At 54.0% G+C, this 14,945-nt stretch carries 19 protein-coding genes; all 19 read right to left on the bottom strand.

The annotated features are described in order from the left end of the window. Positions 1–39: 39 nt before the first annotated feature. The 19 genes from ACCC84_RS21415 to ACCC84_RS21325 all read right to left on the bottom strand — a co-directional run bounded on the left by ACCC84_RS21415 (position 40) and on the right by ACCC84_RS21325 (position 14,472). Positions 40–867, bottom strand: coding sequence for a DUF932 domain-containing protein (locus ACCC84_RS21415; RefSeq protein WP_371902283.1), 828 nt, complete (start codon positions 865–867; stop codon positions 40–42). An 18-nt stretch (positions 868–885) separates the two neighbouring features. Next, a complete protein-coding gene (locus ACCC84_RS21410; protein WP_371902282.1) occupies positions 886–1,290 on the bottom strand; it encodes a dehydrogenase in 405 nt (134 codons plus the stop codon). A 590-nt stretch (positions 1,291–1,880) separates the two neighbouring features. Further along, positions 1,881–2,108, bottom strand: coding sequence for a hypothetical protein (locus ACCC84_RS21405; RefSeq protein WP_371902281.1), 228 nt, complete (start codon positions 2,106–2,108; stop codon positions 1,881–1,883). A gap of 93 nt (positions 2,109–2,201) precedes the next feature. Then, on the bottom strand, positions 2,202–2,453 hold the full coding sequence (locus ACCC84_RS21400; RefSeq protein WP_371902280.1) for a hypothetical protein: 252 nt from the start codon (positions 2,451–2,453) through the stop codon (positions 2,202–2,204). An 86-nt stretch (positions 2,454–2,539) separates the two neighbouring features. After that, entirely contained in the window at positions 2,540–2,887 is a 348-nt protein-coding gene (locus tag ACCC84_RS21395) for a hypothetical protein (RefSeq protein ID WP_371902279.1), read from the bottom strand. 37 nt (positions 2,888–2,924) lie between these two features. Beyond that, positions 2,925–3,344, bottom strand: coding sequence for a protein TraE (locus tag ACCC84_RS21390; protein ID WP_371902278.1), 420 nt, complete (start codon positions 3,342–3,344; stop codon positions 2,925–2,927). Positions 3,345–3,403: 59 nt separating this feature from the next. Further along, positions 3,404–3,826 carry a hypothetical protein gene (locus tag ACCC84_RS21385; protein WP_371902277.1) on the bottom strand — a complete coding sequence of 141 codons (423 nt, stop codon included), beginning with the start codon at positions 3,824–3,826 and terminating at the stop codon, positions 3,404–3,406. 693 nt (positions 3,827–4,519) lie between these two features. After that, the gene (locus ACCC84_RS21380; protein ID WP_371902276.1) at positions 4,520–4,753 is read right to left on the bottom strand and encodes a hypothetical protein; all 234 of its coding nucleotides are present in this window, start codon (positions 4,751–4,753) and stop codon (positions 4,520–4,522) included. A 56-nt stretch (positions 4,754–4,809) separates the two neighbouring features. After that, positions 4,810–5,121, bottom strand: a complete 312-nt coding sequence (locus ACCC84_RS21375; protein ID WP_371902275.1) for a helix-turn-helix domain-containing protein — start codon at positions 5,119–5,121, stop codon at positions 4,810–4,812. Beyond that, positions 5,099–5,458 carry a toxin gene (locus ACCC84_RS21370; protein WP_371902274.1) on the bottom strand — a complete coding sequence of 120 codons (360 nt, stop codon included), beginning with the start codon at positions 5,456–5,458 and terminating at the stop codon, positions 5,099–5,101. Before ACCC84_RS21370 ends, ACCC84_RS21375 begins: the two co-directional genes overlap by 23 nt. Before the next feature lie 95 nt (positions 5,459–5,553). Continuing rightward, positions 5,554–5,781, bottom strand: a complete 228-nt coding sequence (locus ACCC84_RS21365) for a hypothetical protein (protein WP_371902273.1) — start codon at positions 5,779–5,781, stop codon at positions 5,554–5,556. Positions 5,782–5,838: 57 nt separating this feature from the next. Continuing rightward, the gene (ssb, locus tag ACCC84_RS21360; protein ID WP_371902272.1) at positions 5,839–6,387 is read right to left on the bottom strand and encodes a single-stranded DNA-binding protein; all 549 of its coding nucleotides are present in this window, start codon (positions 6,385–6,387) and stop codon (positions 5,839–5,841) included. Positions 6,388–7,812: 1,425 nt separating this feature from the next. Continuing rightward, positions 7,813–8,133 (bottom strand): hypothetical protein, encoded by a 321-nt coding sequence (locus ACCC84_RS21355; RefSeq protein WP_371902271.1) that lies wholly within the window; start codon positions 8,131–8,133, stop codon positions 7,813–7,815. Then, on the bottom strand, positions 8,126–8,869 hold the full coding sequence (locus ACCC84_RS21350; RefSeq protein WP_371902270.1) for a plasmid SOS inhibition protein A: 744 nt from the start codon (positions 8,867–8,869) through the stop codon (positions 8,126–8,128). The genes ACCC84_RS21355 and ACCC84_RS21350 overlap by 8 nt, the downstream gene beginning before the upstream one ends. Continuing rightward, on the bottom strand, positions 8,866–9,324 hold the full coding sequence (gene psiB / locus ACCC84_RS21345) for a conjugation system SOS inhibitor PsiB (protein ID WP_371902269.1): 459 nt from the start codon (positions 9,322–9,324) through the stop codon (positions 8,866–8,868). Before psiB ends, ACCC84_RS21350 begins: the two co-directional genes overlap by 4 nt. Positions 9,325–9,365: 41 nt before the next feature. After that, positions 9,366–11,423, bottom strand: coding sequence for a ParB/RepB/Spo0J family partition protein (locus ACCC84_RS21340; protein WP_371902268.1), 2,058 nt, complete (start codon positions 11,421–11,423; stop codon positions 9,366–9,368). Positions 11,424–11,519: 96 nt separating this feature from the next. Further along, positions 11,520–11,807 carry a ribulokinase gene (locus tag ACCC84_RS21335; protein WP_371902267.1) on the bottom strand — a complete coding sequence of 96 codons (288 nt, stop codon included), beginning with the start codon at positions 11,805–11,807 and terminating at the stop codon, positions 11,520–11,522. Between the two features lie 679 nt (positions 11,808–12,486). Continuing rightward, positions 12,487–13,050, bottom strand: a complete 564-nt coding sequence (locus ACCC84_RS21330; protein ID WP_371902266.1) for a methyltransferase — start codon at positions 13,048–13,050, stop codon at positions 12,487–12,489. Between the two features lie 45 nt (positions 13,051–13,095). Next, positions 13,096–14,472 (bottom strand): DUF3560 domain-containing protein, encoded by a 1,377-nt coding sequence (locus ACCC84_RS21325; RefSeq protein WP_371902265.1) that lies wholly within the window; start codon positions 14,470–14,472, stop codon positions 13,096–13,098. Positions 14,473–14,945 lie beyond the last annotated feature (473 nt).

Genomic DNA, 14,945 nt, shown 5'->3' with positions numbered 1-14,945 from the left:
GGCCCCGGTATTGATGGGCGTCATTACCGGGGCACCCTGTTATTTCAGTCGATTCTTGAACTCATCAGCAATCAACCATAACGCACGGTTCAGTTTTATATCCCCATCGATGCCATTGACTGCACGGGTTCGGGTGTTTTTTCCTGTTGCGCTTTTTCCCGGTAATCCACCCTTGATCATGTTTTCCTGAACGCGCTGGAATGTTGTCCATAAATCGTTACCATAATCTTCACGTCGACGCGGCCGTAAAACCTGTGATGGCGTGATAGGAGATTTATCTTCGTATTCATAGCGGTAACTTAATGCCGCCCGCGCAAATAAATCCTGATCGCGTTCTGTCATTGAGATACATTTCATCGCATCGAGATCATTATCGATGCGGTCAAATATGCCGAGAACTTCATACGCACCCTCAATCACCTGCCCGACTACATCTCCTTTATGCGGCACACGAACATCACCGAACGATTGGCCAAATACCATCCCGTTTGCGCATACATAGCGGAACATGCCGGGGATCATCTGATAGCTGCTGCTCCCATCGTGACTGTTCAACAATACAATTTCCGGTACTTCTTTATTGCCGGATACAATCATGTTTTCCCGACGCAGCCGCAGCATGTGTTTTGTATGGCCGCGTTTACTTTCATCACGAACGCGTGTCTGACAGGCATAAAACGGCTGAAAACCTTCATCGCGTAATTTATTAAGCAACGTGATTGTAGGGATGTATGTGTAACGGTCACTGCGCGAATCGTGTTTGTCATCAGAAAACACGCTCGGCACTACGTTCGTTAATTCCTCGTTGGTTAACGGACGGTCTTTACGGATAGCGTTATAGCGGCCAAAACGGGAAGTCAGACGCATGTTATTCTCCTTTCTCTATTAGTGGTATGAGTGGTTGATAGCCAGCTGAAGGTGAAGCCGATAACGAGCATGTTCCCAGGCAACAACACCTGTCTCGCCAAAATACTCAGCAGCCCGACGCTGCGCCTTAATCCAATATTGTGCGACGGCATAAGCAATCTTCGGTTTATCTGAAGGCGAGTTATCGACGCCGTTAAACACCACCCGATCCGTCAACGTGTTAAAAATTTCATAGAGCGATTGCGCCAGCTCGTCAGGGGATGAATACATGCCGTGCAATTCCTCCATAATCTTCAGCTGACGGATCATGATGCGTTCCGCATCGGGATATTTTTCCGACCAACGTTGTGACGTGTTTTTTTCCCCATATCTTTCTGAGGGCTCCTGAGCGGCGGTTTTGACGTTGACGTTCTGTGTGTTCATGCTCTTTTTCTCCTGCGGTGGTTGTCTATCTCTCGTCGGAACCTTTCGCGGCAAAAAAGCTGCAGGAGCGACGGCGAACGGGGGGACCGCAAGGGCGCCGCTTGCGGCGTGCATTTCACCCTTGCGGGCACTCGGGCGACGGTGCTACAAAAGCGGCCGCGCAAGGGGCTGATGAGAGATAACCACCGGTGAGATGAGCAGGAACACACCCGACGCGGCGGAACGACGTGGCGTCCTTAGCGTTCGCCGGCACGCCGGCGAACAGTGACAAGCGGCGCCGGCAACGCCGGCTGCAAGCGCATGCCTTTGACCTTCGCCATCGGACATTAGCCGGCAGGCCCGAAACCGCTTTGCGGGTTCGGCGGAACCAGGTGTGACGGCTCTGCCGGCGCGCCTGGTGGAGTATGGCCGACGACCCGGCTTGCCGGGGAGCCGAAGGGGGCCATGGCCGTTTTGTTTTTTTTGGGAAAAAACAAGCACCAACCGCGGAGCAGCTGCAGGGAAAGCAAAAGGTGAAGGTGAAGATAAAAGACAGACACAAGGGAAGGCGATAAAACAAAAAACGGCGCCGCAGGCGCCGCCCATTCTTTTTATTTTGTCTCGCACCCTTCGGCACCATCGCTGGACACGGTAACACGCAACAAGGCAGCACAACTTTCAGCCGTGGGATTATCGAGATCGTGATATCGATACAGGTGCCAATATGGTTCACCGTCTTGCTCTTCCAAATAGCAGACTGATTCCGCATCGAATGCCCAGCGTTGCCCAGTCAGATCGGTAAATTCGCCCAGCAATGGCTCTGTTTCGTATTGGTTCATGGCTCACTTATCGGGCTGGGTCACCCTGCCCGCCTCGGGTTATGATCTCCGGGTCTGTCAATTAGCCGCCCCTTAACGGGGCGGCTCGTGTTATCAGGCCAAAGCCCGCGTTAATTCCAGCGCACGCAGAACATGCCCCCATTCACTGCCCCGCATCGGTGGCACCCGCACCGATTTGCCCTTGCGGACACAACCAACGATATGACGCCCGAGCGATCGCAGATCCGGATCGACGTCGGCCGCAGCTATATCGCCGCGCGCGATTCGCTGCTGGCGTTTTACAGCGCCGTCCATCCGCTTTACATATGCATCGGTCAATGTCATGATTGACGCTTCGATAGTCATAGTTTTTCTCCAATCGATTATTGAGCGCTGGCCTAACTTTCTCAGGGGTAGACCAGCACAAGGGAGCAGGCGAAAGCCTGCTTTCGTCATTTCCCGGTTTGCTGTTCCCGGCTTAACACTTCTTTATCGATCCGTGCCAAAATAGCGCTGTGCGGTAACGTCACCACGTCGCGGAACCGGAAATAGCGTTCCTTGACCTTGACGTAAATCGTGGTCACTTCGCCGCAATACATGTCGGCCAGTTTGAACGACTCACATTCAACGTCGCCGCACCAGTCGCGCGGATACATCACCGCGATGGCATCCATAAACGCAGCCAAGGTGATTTCTTCCACCCCTGTGCGCGCCTGCCGTTCACGCTGCTGCCAGTACGCCGCTTCGGTGCTGGCATCCCACACCATGCGGTTTTCGGTGCTGATTTCTGTCTGATACATCGCTTCTTCTCCTCTTGTTGTGGTGGTTTGCCACCGGTTAAATACGTACTAACGTTCCGTAAGCAGGCAGGAGACGGCCATCATCGCCGCGGCGCATGGTGCCGTTTTCTGCCACTTCTACAATCACGCCGGTATCGAGACACAGCCAGATATAACCACTTTGTACAATGCGATACCCCGCACTGTTCAGGCACACAATGCAAGCGGGTTCGAGTTCGTCCACCCCGTACACCTTGCAGTCTGCATTTTTGGTTTCGCGTACAAATCGCGCGACAGCATCAAATGCGTTATACGCATTGGTGATATGCCGACAGTTCACTATCACGTCAGTACCGGCGACCGACGAGACAAACCTGACGCTATAACGCCCGATCAGCCGCGTTTGAAAACGGCAGGCTTTAACATCCCAATTTTCAACAGATTCTGTAGCGGCGGTGTTGATGCTCTGAATTTTCATAACGTTAACTCCTTCGTTTGCTATGCCGGGCAGCAACACCGCCGCCCGGACGGTAAAATTTATGGGTGATCCATCCGAGCCATCGCGCATTCAAACTCAAATTTCCCCGCCAAATTTTCGAGCACATACGCCACGGCATTGCTGCCCATTTCGCCGCATATCACTGGTGCCAACGCCATCGCGTCCAACCAGCCGCGCATAACCATGTAAGGGATCCGAGGCTTATCACCAAAAGCCCCTACATCTTTCCAGTTTGTCACCGAGTCCAGCACGTTATCGGCGATGGCCATCAACAATTCCATCAGCCGCTGCGCTCGTTCCGGCTTCCACTGATCGTTAAAGTGGCGCAGCTCGTTCAGATAGCCCTGTTGTTCAGCAATGCGTTCAGCTGGCGACAGACCCCAACCATGGGCTTCCGTCCACCCATATCTTTCCGAGGGCTCCTGAGCGGCGGTTTTGACGTTGACGTTTTGTGTGTTCATGCTGGTATCCCTCTTCGGTGGTTGATTTATCTCTCGTCGGAACCTTTCGCGGCAAAAACGCTGCAGGAGCGACGGCGAACGGGAGACTGCAAGGGCGCCGCTTGCGGCGTGCATTTCACCCTTGCGGGCACACGGGCGACGGTGCTACAAAAGCGGCCGCGCAAGGGGCTGACGGGAGATAACCACCGGTGAGATGAGCAGGAACACACCCGACACGGCTAAAAGCCGGGGCGTCCTTAGCGTTCGACGGCAACGCCGGCGAACAGTAAAAGCGGCGCCGGCATCGCCGACTGCAAGCGCATGCTGTTGAAGTTGGCTTTCAGACCCTAGCCGACAGGCCCGAAACCGCCAAGCGGGTTCGGTGAGACTTGGCGGCCGCGGATGCGGACGGTTAGTCGAATAGGGCTGATGGCAGGACGCTTGCGGCCGGCCACCGCCCCTGGCCCTGATATTTATTCAGAAGGTCCAGGCACACAGCACACACCCGAAGGTCAGTAAAGCCTTACCGAGAAAGTCAAAACAGCTTTCTGCTACTACAAAAAGTATGATTGGGATAATGTTTAACCCTGTACGCGTTTTTTTCATCGACCGGCAACAGCCCCTCAGAAAGAAAAACGGCGCCGCAGGCGCCGTCTCTCTCTTCTGATTTTCACACACGCTGTGCTGTAACACACATGCAGGTCGTCGCCGCGCTCAGTCCTGATTGACTTCATACCAAACACGTAATCCTAAAAACGCGTAACCGCCTGGGGTACTCGCCGTCGATGGAAGGGTGATTTCCATCGTTTCAACAGAAATAATCCGAATGCCCGGGTTATTATCCAGCCATGCATTCATGGTTGAGACTGTTACTGCTTTGTTATGAGAGTCAGAGTCCAGACCCACTTTTTCATTTTTAGAAGCAAATTCGATGAATTTAACCGCCATAAGTCACTCCCAGTCAATTATCAAGCCAATGTTACGCAAGCGCAGCCCATGTGGCGTTACAGCATCGCCAGCTCTTTCAATGTATTAGGGTTCTTATCTACCATTTTGAGCAATAAGACAGCTTGCTGATTCGGCTTTGCCACTCCCTGCTCCCAATTTTGCAACGTTTTAACGCCAGTATGCATGTACTGCGCGAAAACCGCCTGTGAAAGCTTTAGCTTTTCACGCACCGCTTTCACTTCTTCAGGCGTCATTGAGGCAGGTTTCACGCTGACACGGTGTGTCCGCACTACTTTGACGCCTTCGTTGAACTCACCCCATGCGGTCATGCCTTCCTGCAGTTCGCTAAAGATGTCGCGTTCTTTCATCTGCCCCTCTCTTCTTTGCCTGGTCAAGCATTTCGCGCAAAATATCGCGTTGTGCTTTCGTTAAATCGTCTTTCTGATCTTTGTCGTAAAGGGTGAACAACAGGAAATGGAATTTCTCCAGATACCAGTAGTAAATCACCCGAATCCCACCACGTTTTCCTTTATTACGTCTCGTATCCCCAAAACGCACCTTACGCAATCCGCCGGTATGCTGGATCACATCACCGCATACCGGATTTTTCAGCAGCATCTGCTGAAACGCCCGGAATTCTTCATCGGTGAGGTATTCAGCGCGATGCCGTTCGAACGGCGGCAACTCAACAAATAATGCCTCCATACCACCTCACTAAAACCCCAAGTTGGGTATATTTTATACCCAACTTGGGGATAATTCAAATAACCGAGATACACAAATTTCCTGCTGAAGCCCTCTTAAATCTCCGAGCTGCCTACCCACTCTCCACCAAGAAATGCGTCCCAACCATCTGGGAACGCGACACAGAGGTCTAACGCCTCGAGGGAAGCGTGTGTCCAACCCTGTTCAGGCGTCGCATATTCTGTAGCATTGGCACCAGACAAGTCTTTAACGACCAGTTTTGCAGTCTCGTATCCGCAAAGCAAATCAGGTTCTTTTGATGAAGTTGGCCGGGTAACGATCATAATGTTCTCCCTGATAACATGTGTGACGGCCCTGCAGAAGCAAGGCCGTGTCTTAATTCAGAATGGTGCACCTTCGTCCCAGTCTGGCGGGAAATCATCCTGCTGTGGTGCAGACTGAGCAGGATTTTTCTTGGCCGTAGCCGCTTTGCCTTTTTTGCCCTTAGTGCTTTTTTCTGGAGAAGCTGCGGCCGGCACAGGTTCCTGTTCCTGCGGCGCTGGCTGCCCACTTTGCTGTGGCACACGACTACCGCTGTCGTTCCGACTCCCCAGCATTTGAAGTGAACCACCGACCTTCACGACGATTTCCGTGGTGTAGCGGTCTTGGCCATCGCTATCTTGCCACTTACGCGTTTGCAGCGCCCCTTCGATGTAGACCTGCGAACCCTTGCGCAGATACTCGCCAGCAATTTCCGCCAGTTTGCCGAAAATCACGACCCGGTGCCATTCGGTTTTTTGGCGCTCCTCGCCGGTCGCCTTATCAGTCCAGGTGTCAGATGTAGCCAATGAGATATTCGCTACAGCACCGCCGTTTGGCATATAACGAACTTCAGGATCTTGCCCCAAAAAACCAATCAGAATTACTTTGTTTACGCCTCGAGTTGCCATGATATTTCTCCTCAATCCAATGTGTGTTTAAAGCGTTATGAAATACCTAACTGTGCTCATACGTCAGCGAGACGCCGTTCAACCTTTATCTTTCCGAGGGCTCCTGAGCGGCGGTTTTGACGTTGACGTTTTGTGTGTTCATGCTCTTTTTCTCCTGCGGTGGTTGTTTATCTCTCGTCGGGACCTTTCGCGGCGAAGTGCATGGGAGCGACAGACGTGGGCAGAAAACAAGGGCGCCGCAGGCGTGCCATTTACCCTTGTTTTCTGAACATGGATGGCGCTATACAAAGCACTCCGCGTAAGGTCTGACGTGAGATGTCCACCGGGATGATATGAGCAGGAACACACCCGACGCGGCGGAACGACGTGGCGTCCTTAGCGTTCGCCGGCACGCCGGCGAACAGTGACAAGCGGCGCCGGCAACGCCTGCTGCAAGCGCATGCCTTTGACCTTCGCCATCGGACATTAGCCGGCAGGCCCGAAACCGCTTTGCGGGTTCGGCGGAACCAGGTGTGACGGCTCAGCCGGCGCGCCTGGTGGAGTATGGTCGACGACCCGGCTTGCCGGGGAGCCGAAGGGGGCCATGGCCGTTTTGTTATTTTGGGAAGAGGCAACGCTAGCCCGGAGCAGCTGCAGCCGGGGATCAGGAATAATGCCGACAACAACCCGGAGATACCGAAAATGACATTCAACCTGGCAAACAAATCGCGGCGACGCAGCCGGCTCACCTGCAGGGCTACTTTTTCGAGCGACTGAAATTAAACCGCGCATACAGCAAAAACCTGGGACGGATAGAGACACAGCCGACGGGTAAAAAGCGAGTGGAGCGTCTTAACAGGACAGGGACAGAAAAAAGGCGCCGGTAGGCGCCTTTATATTGTTACTGTTTTTTTGCTCTGCACTGTTTATAGCGCTTTGCGCTGGTGCGAGACGGAACTATCGTCATCGCACTGATGGTCGGCCAGACCCTCATAGCCCGACGATTACTGATGCGGTACACCTGCTCTGAACGTCCTTGCGCCAAAGTTTGGCGCGCCAACCGGTTACATGTGCGTTTAGCCATACTCAGTTCCTTCGTCAGTAATAAACCCAATCACACTGTAAAGCTCAATCATTATGATTTTCTAAAGTACCGTATGCTGTACAACAAGGAAGCAAAAAACGCGAAAACAGAGACCAAATACTGCATATCGTCGTTTAGCTGGTAACCCGCTAACATAAGCACAGATACGACGATCGCCCCCCCGAACCAAATGCCGCCAATCATGAATCGATGTTTTGCTGCCAGATGGTTAGTCCCGACAAAAAAAACCGCAAAGACAGCCCCCCAAATAATTGTTAGCAGCTGAGGTTGCCGAATAAGCAAGTTGCAACCAGTTAACATTGCGGTTACGAGATACATCCATCCCATTTGATTTTCCCGATTCATTCCCACAGCTTACCTATTTCAATAGCGCCAATAATTAGCAAAGTCGTACCTAAATATGTACTTATCATAATCAATAACACACTCAGACCGACAGCCATATACGTCCACCAATGGACACTGGTTGGGTAAGGCAAGAATGGCACTGAAAATAACAAAGACAATGCACAGAACCCGATCCCACTTAATGCTGCAATAGTTGAAAGACAACGCCATAGTCCTATGATGGTAAGCACTGGTGCCGACTTAGCGCCATGACCAATCAGCATAATTTTTCGGAATACAGACAGTACCACTCGTGGTATTTGATTTTTATGCATAATCATGCACCTCACTATAGCTCAACTTATTTGGCAGTAGCAGGGTGTTGAAAATGCGCTCTGCATCAGTCAATTCAGCCTCCACCTTTCCCAGAGATTCAACCACACTCCACAGGGCATCACCTTTGCAATGTCGCATTTCAAATCGGGAAAAGCAGGGAAACAGCTCAAGCCATGCATCGAAACAGCCACTCAGATCATGTTCATAGATGTCTTTCCTGCTCCAGTGCGCATACCATGAACTAACTGTACTGGGAGTGACGAACGCCAGTTCAATCTCGGCCTGCGCGAGCATGTTCTGATAGCGCCGGCGCTTCTGCTGTTTTTCTCTCGAATGCCGGCGTTTTTGCCGTTCAAACTTCATTTCCCACTTGCGATTATCACGTTCACGCAGACGGACTGCATTTGCCGGGAACAGGCGAGCAGCAGTATCTGACGGCAGCGGTAACGGGCAATACTTGCCATTGCTCTCAAGGAGCAAATCCAGCGCCTCGACGTAGCGCTCAATAGGCGAACCATCCCTTTCTTCCGGGCTGTAATTGCTAGCCAACAGGCGTATATCAAGAGCACGGATTTGAGAACGACCGTTGTTAAGGACACGGAAGAACGCCTTCGCATACGGGAACCGTGCAAGCCGTTTCCCTTGCTCTTTTTTCTGTTCGACCAGTACCACTGCATGTACGGCCGCCTGCTGATATTCATCGATCGGTGTCAATGCGTGACTGTTCGGGATCATACGCACAGCCCTCCCATCCGCATCGCGGCCGCCAGTTCCTCCGGCCGGGTAAACCCGCACCGGTAATACTCGCCGACGGTCTTCAGCACCTGGTTTATCGTCTCTGGTTCGAAGTTATCAGCAGTGTGCAACCAGGCGACATTTATCTGGTCTTCCTGACTAACCGTACCAGGGAACGGCATAACAGCTGCCCATCCCGGCACTTCCGCCCCGGCGCTACACAGGAAGATGGCCATCGCCTCATCCCCTGCCGGGCTTATCCGGCACACCACCGGCACACACCCGCAGAACTCGCAGCCCTCTTCAGCCACCACATGCCAGCCTTCCGGCACTGCCAGTTGACTCATTACCGCACTGTTGAGCATCACCCGGTACTCTCTGCCCCGATCGCGGTACTGCTCCAGATCGTCAGCGCTCATCGCCGCCAGTGTTTCGAGATTGAATGCATTTTTCATCAGCTTTTTCTGCCGCCCGATGGGCGGCAGCTCCCTGTAGGTTATGCGGCGGCGCTGTTGTCAGCGCCCTGTGATGCAGTGGTGTTAACATCAGCCACCGGCAGCAGGCATTGAGGCACCCAGCCGCTGGCGGTCAGTTCATCTTCGGCGAGCTGCGCGGCGTCGCCCTTTTTCATCTTGAGCACCGATGCCGCCTGCGCCACCTTTCCGGCGTCAACAAGTGCATCGCTTATCTGCTCCTTGCTGATCCGCCCGAAGTAATTGGCCTTGGTCGGCTGCCACCAGTCACACAGCGTGAAATCCAGCACGTTCTCGAGCGGCGTCAGTTCATCGCCAACCTTGCCATTACCGGCAGACCACAGCTGCACGGCATCGAGCGACTGGCCGACGCAGTACGCCAGCAGTGCCACGACCTCGGCCTGTTCCCATGTCAGTAACCATGTGAAATCGCTGTTCCACTCGGGTGGCAGTTTCGCTTCCCACTGCGCGTACAGATCGCCCAGCTGGCGATCGGCGCGGCTCCCTTCCGCTGTCGGGGCTTTGGTCAGCAATTCCGCACGTTTTGGCGTCAGGTCTGTTTTGAGCAACGACCCGGCGTAGCGCGAACCGAACACCTTCACGGCCAGCGTGTGGGTGTGCAGCGCCAGCGCGACGGTCGGGTTTTCGACCAGTGCGCCCATCACCGCCAGCGTGCGTTCCGCCGATAAACTGATGATCAACGCTGCCGACAACCCTTTTTCCTTGGTTTTCGGTGCCGCTGTCTCAGTGGTCACAGTGCCGTCGCCGTTGTCATCGGCGGCATTTCCGGCAGCTTCTTCGCTGGCACGTAACACGATCCCGCGTTGGTAAACCACCTTGCCGCTACGCAGGAATGCCACTACCCCACCGGTGCTGCGCATCGACTGCGGCCATGAACGGATAATCACCTCTGCGGTTAAGCGTTCAATATCTGCTTCAATCGCGTCGCTTTCTGCAATCATCGCTTGGAGATCCGCATCAACATCCGCCGCTTCAAATGCTTCCTCGAGTTCGGCAAACCGTGCTTTCAGGCGGGTGATCTCGGCTTGTTCATCGTCTGTGAATTCCGGCTCCGGTGCATCCATCTCGCGGTACAGATCCGCATCCTCACCCCATGCTTTAATGGGCGAAATGCGCCCTTCCGCCCAGCTCCAGCCCTCGCCCTCAGCAGCCTGCTGCGCCAGCGCGTGCAGTTTTTCGCGGACAAGACGCTCCAACAACGCTGGCTCGGTCAAAAAGCCCTCGTCGGTAAACAGGTCGAATTTGAAGGTGCCGCCCGCCGCTTCGTAGGCATCACGCCCGACGAACTCCAGCTGGCTGTTATCCTTGGCCGAGACTTCACTTTTCAGTACCGCGTCGCGCAGGTGATTCGGTGCTGCGGACCAGCCGTAAGCGTTTTCCCACACGTCACGCTGACGTTGATGGTCTTCGGTGGCCGACAGTGCCTGCAGCTGGTCGAGGGTGATCTTATCTTCGGCCAGCGCATCGAGCAGTTCCGGTGCCATCGTTGCCAGACGCAGGCAGCGCTGGACATGGCGCGTACTGAATCCCAGCAGGTCACCGATCTGGGCTGGTGTCTGCCCATCCGCCGACAAATCGCGGAATGCCGTAACCTGATCGGCCGGGTGCATCTGTTCGCGCTGGCTGTTTTCCATCATCGACACCACGCGCGCCATCGGCTTGCTGACGACCAACACATCTACAGGGTAATCGTCGGTCACGATGCCGTCAGGGGTGGTCTTGTCCGCTTCCTTCTTCTGTGCCATCAACCAGCGCAACGCCAGCGTGCGGCGCTCTCCGGCGGCGACACCAAACTGACCATCGTCCATCTCAAACACGACCAGATTCATCAGCAGACCGGCGGAACGGATAGCCGCCGCCAGCCCCTCGATCGACGCCTGCGAGGACTTTTTCTTACGCACGTTAAGGTCGGTCAGCACCAGCTGGCCGAGCGTGACGGTTTTGCGCACCGCTTGAGCCAGCGCTGACTCGATTTTTTCAGCGACGGCGTTTTTTTTGGTGGTTTTGGCCGGACGGGTTGTTTTTCCCTTGGCCGGTACTTTAGACTCAGTCATAGACATGGTGTAGCTCCTCATGGTTATTGCCTGTTGAGCCAGCGTCAGAAGTAGTAGCTTCCGCGCTGGCGGTGAGAAAGCGGCAGCGATGCCGCTTTTTTATTACCCTGCATTCACACGCCAGTGGGTCATCGTCATCTGATCGCTGGCGGCGACCGGCCAGCCATCGACGATCCACACTGAAATCGTGTCGAAATCCCCAAAATCTGCGAACACTTCTTCCGCATTGGCCGGTATGGCCGGTGGTTCAATGGTGCCGGTCGAGCATCCACACACTGCCTGCACGTAGCAAAACAGGTCATACACGTGTGGTACGGTCAGACGACCGTGGGTCTGAGCTGATGCTGCTGTAGGCTTCGTTGTCGCGCCTTTGACGTTTTGTTGAGACATATTGAAATCCTCCGTGGGTTGGTATCTGATGCCGCTGTGAGTATTCGCCGTCGCGAAAGGCTGATCAGCACGGCGAGGAGCGGCACCAAGGGGCGGAGACAAAAAGTTTTTTTGACCGCAGGGAGGAAAAAGTTTTTGGCGGAGTTCATACACCCCTTGGTGTTTAAGCGAGGCGTTGTGCTGTTATCAGCAGCGACGGGGAACTCACAGTGGCGGAAGCAACCCGAAAGGATGAATAGGGATCAACCCGACACGGCGGAAGCGACAGCGAACGCCGAGGCGTCCTTAGCGTTCGCCATCGGACGTTAGCCGGCAGGCCCGAAACCGCCCTGCGGGTTCGGCGGAACCTGGTGCGACGGCATCGCCGGCGCGCGAGGTGGAGTATGGCCGACGACCCGGCTTGCCGGGGAGCCGAAGGGGGCCAGTGTCAGGCTTTGTTTTTTACTGCAGGGAAAAGAGATAAAAACAATAAGAAGGAAAAGCACCTGGGAAAGTAAAACAACAGGCAGACGGTGTTCCCTTCATCCTCATCCAGGAATGACAGGCAAGAAGACAACAGACATCCCGCGTAAGGCAGGGAGCTGCGCGTCAGCGCAGCGCAACCCTGCCTGCGCCGCAGGCGCGCGCGAAGTTCCGGCGCGGCCATCCCAGGGGGCACAGCCTCCCCCTTGGGAGGGTATCAACCGGCGGCTATGCGTAGTAACACGGTAGACACCTCGGTATAAGCAAACGTCCCCCGCGGCAATGGCTCCCAGTGATCAGCAAGCGGCTGAAGTGTGCCATTCTGACGCGGGCCGTTCAGACATATCGCCGTTAGCACGCCGTCAGATTTAAGTAGTGATCGTGCATGTAATATATGCTTAATATCCGCCCCATGATTGAATGGCGGGTTCATGACGATCCGGTCATAGCTATTCGCCCGGAATTGCAAAAAATCGCTACAAACCACGGTGGCACCCTCAAACTCATTTTGCAGGTTCAGGCACAGTTGGGCGTTAATTTCCACTGCCTCACACCGCGCCGCCGGTGCTGCCGTCCTGATAGCCCGTAATATGGCGCCAGTGCCTGCGTTCGGCTCCAAAATGACATGATTCTCCTGAACGTCAGCAAGAGACACTAACCGGCTGCAAATATCGTCCGGGGTGACAAATAATTGAGAGCTACCCGGAACCTCAATACGTGAGGCGCAGCGGTCAATCTTGTCGCGCATCATATCAATGCGTTGTTTCAGCGCTGTATGCATTTTTTACCTCGATAATTCCCCGGATATTAATCCGGGGGGTAATGGTTATTTATTTGGAATTTCAATCACTTTCATATCACTGATATATACATTTGACAGGCTATAGGCGTTACTCATCACTCGCCGGTAACGATAAGCACCGTGTTCATCGTTAGCCGCCACGCCCCGGACGCATTTGTAATCACGATGTTTTTCAGCCCATTCGGCCTTGGTCATCGTTACACAACCCTCTGACGGGTAATTGACGATTTGCGGACGTTTTGCCGCCGCGCGGGTCGCTTTCGCTTCTTCTGCAGTAGGAGCCTTGTAGTCTTTGATACGGTCAACGGTGATTTTTATTGTCCCGCCGTAACCTAAAAAGCTATAGCACGGCGTTTCTACAGAACTCACCTCACCATTGCTTTTATTGATGCGGATAATTTTCAGCCATTCGCCACGGCTTAATACCTCACCGCCAACCTGAAAATCCTGGGTACACGTAATAACGCCGCCATTTTCGGCCAGCATGGCTTGCTCATAACTCAGGCGGTGGCGGTAATGTGTTGCCCAACGCTGGTAATGGCTGATTGTTCTCTCATGGCAGGGGATCGCAATATCACGGGTCTGCTGAAATGTGATAATTTCGTCTTCCAGCGCTGAATATAGGCTCATACGCCCTTCGTATTGGCTTTTTTCCGGTGGCCGTGGGTATTTTTCGAGACTAAAACAGGCTGAAATACGGTCATGACAGCTGATCACTCTGGCCATTTTGGGATCGAGATTTTCAGAGCGCCATAATTTTGTAAACTTCTCGGCGTTGGCGATTTCTTTCTCAGCCTTGCGTAAATCGGCCTGAATTCTCTTGATCCGGCGATAACGCACCTCCGGCAACTCTTTATACTTCGCATGGCGAAGTGACGCCGCCGCCCTCTCTTCCCAATATTCGGCACGCTCAAATAGCATCACGGCTTTTTGCATACCATTTTCAATTTTTTTGGCATGGTTGCGCGCTTTGCGCTCGCTGTGGTGTCCGACAAGGATCGGCTGGCCTAATGGGACTGACGAGGCCAACGCGTCAACGTAAGACAATGTTTGCTCAGATTCGCTTGCCCGTTTTTCGCTGTAATTACCGAACCGCTCCGCCCGTTCTTCCTGACGATCAAACAAGGTATTGTCTTCATCCCCAATTTCCCCGGCCAGCGCGATCAACAAATCTTCGCGGCCCGGAGTCCATGCAGGGGCAACGAAAAGGTTTTGTTTCGGTGCCCACTTAAAGCCGGCGCGGCTTACTTTCGCGTAGGTGTCTTTATCCAGCCGGCAAGAAGCATATAAACGCAATTTGTTATCATCCGGGGAATAGGTTGCACGATATTCCTGCATCTGGTTTTCAGAAGATGCTTCTGTAGGCTTCGCTGTCGCGCAGTTGACGTTTTGTTGTGACATGTTTTGAATCTCCTTATGTGGTTAGTGATGCTTCTGTGAGTATTCGCCGTCGCAAACTGGCCCGGACCACAGTCAGGAGCGCTGGCAAGGCCGCCGCAGGCGTTCATTTCAGCCTTGCCAGAAGGAGCGAAAGACTGTGGTCTACTGCACAGCGACGGTCGGAATTACTCACAGGAGTTCACCTCCACAGCTGAAGATGAAACAGGACACAATGCGGTTCGGCGCCGCGAAAGCAGAAGCCGCACCGCGCATCAGCGTCCTGCAGCCTGGCTGCAGGACAGTGAAGGAGGCGCCGGCGTAGCCGGCTGCAAGCTGAGTTGCGTGAGGATGGAAGCCCGAAGGGGGAGACGGCGCGCCGGCTCCCTGCGCAGCACGACAGCCGTCCCCATCGGGGCACGCCCAGGAGATGGTGTTTCACTAAAAATGGGCAACAGCACGGCATTATCAATGCAAACTGAAATATTATGTCACGG

This window comes from Serratia odorifera (genome assembly GCF_041448735.1).
Taxonomy (GTDB): Bacteria; Pseudomonadota; Gammaproteobacteria; order Enterobacterales; family Enterobacteriaceae; genus Serratia_F; species Serratia_F odorifera.
This window is presented reverse-complemented; position numbering and strand designations above follow the sequence as displayed.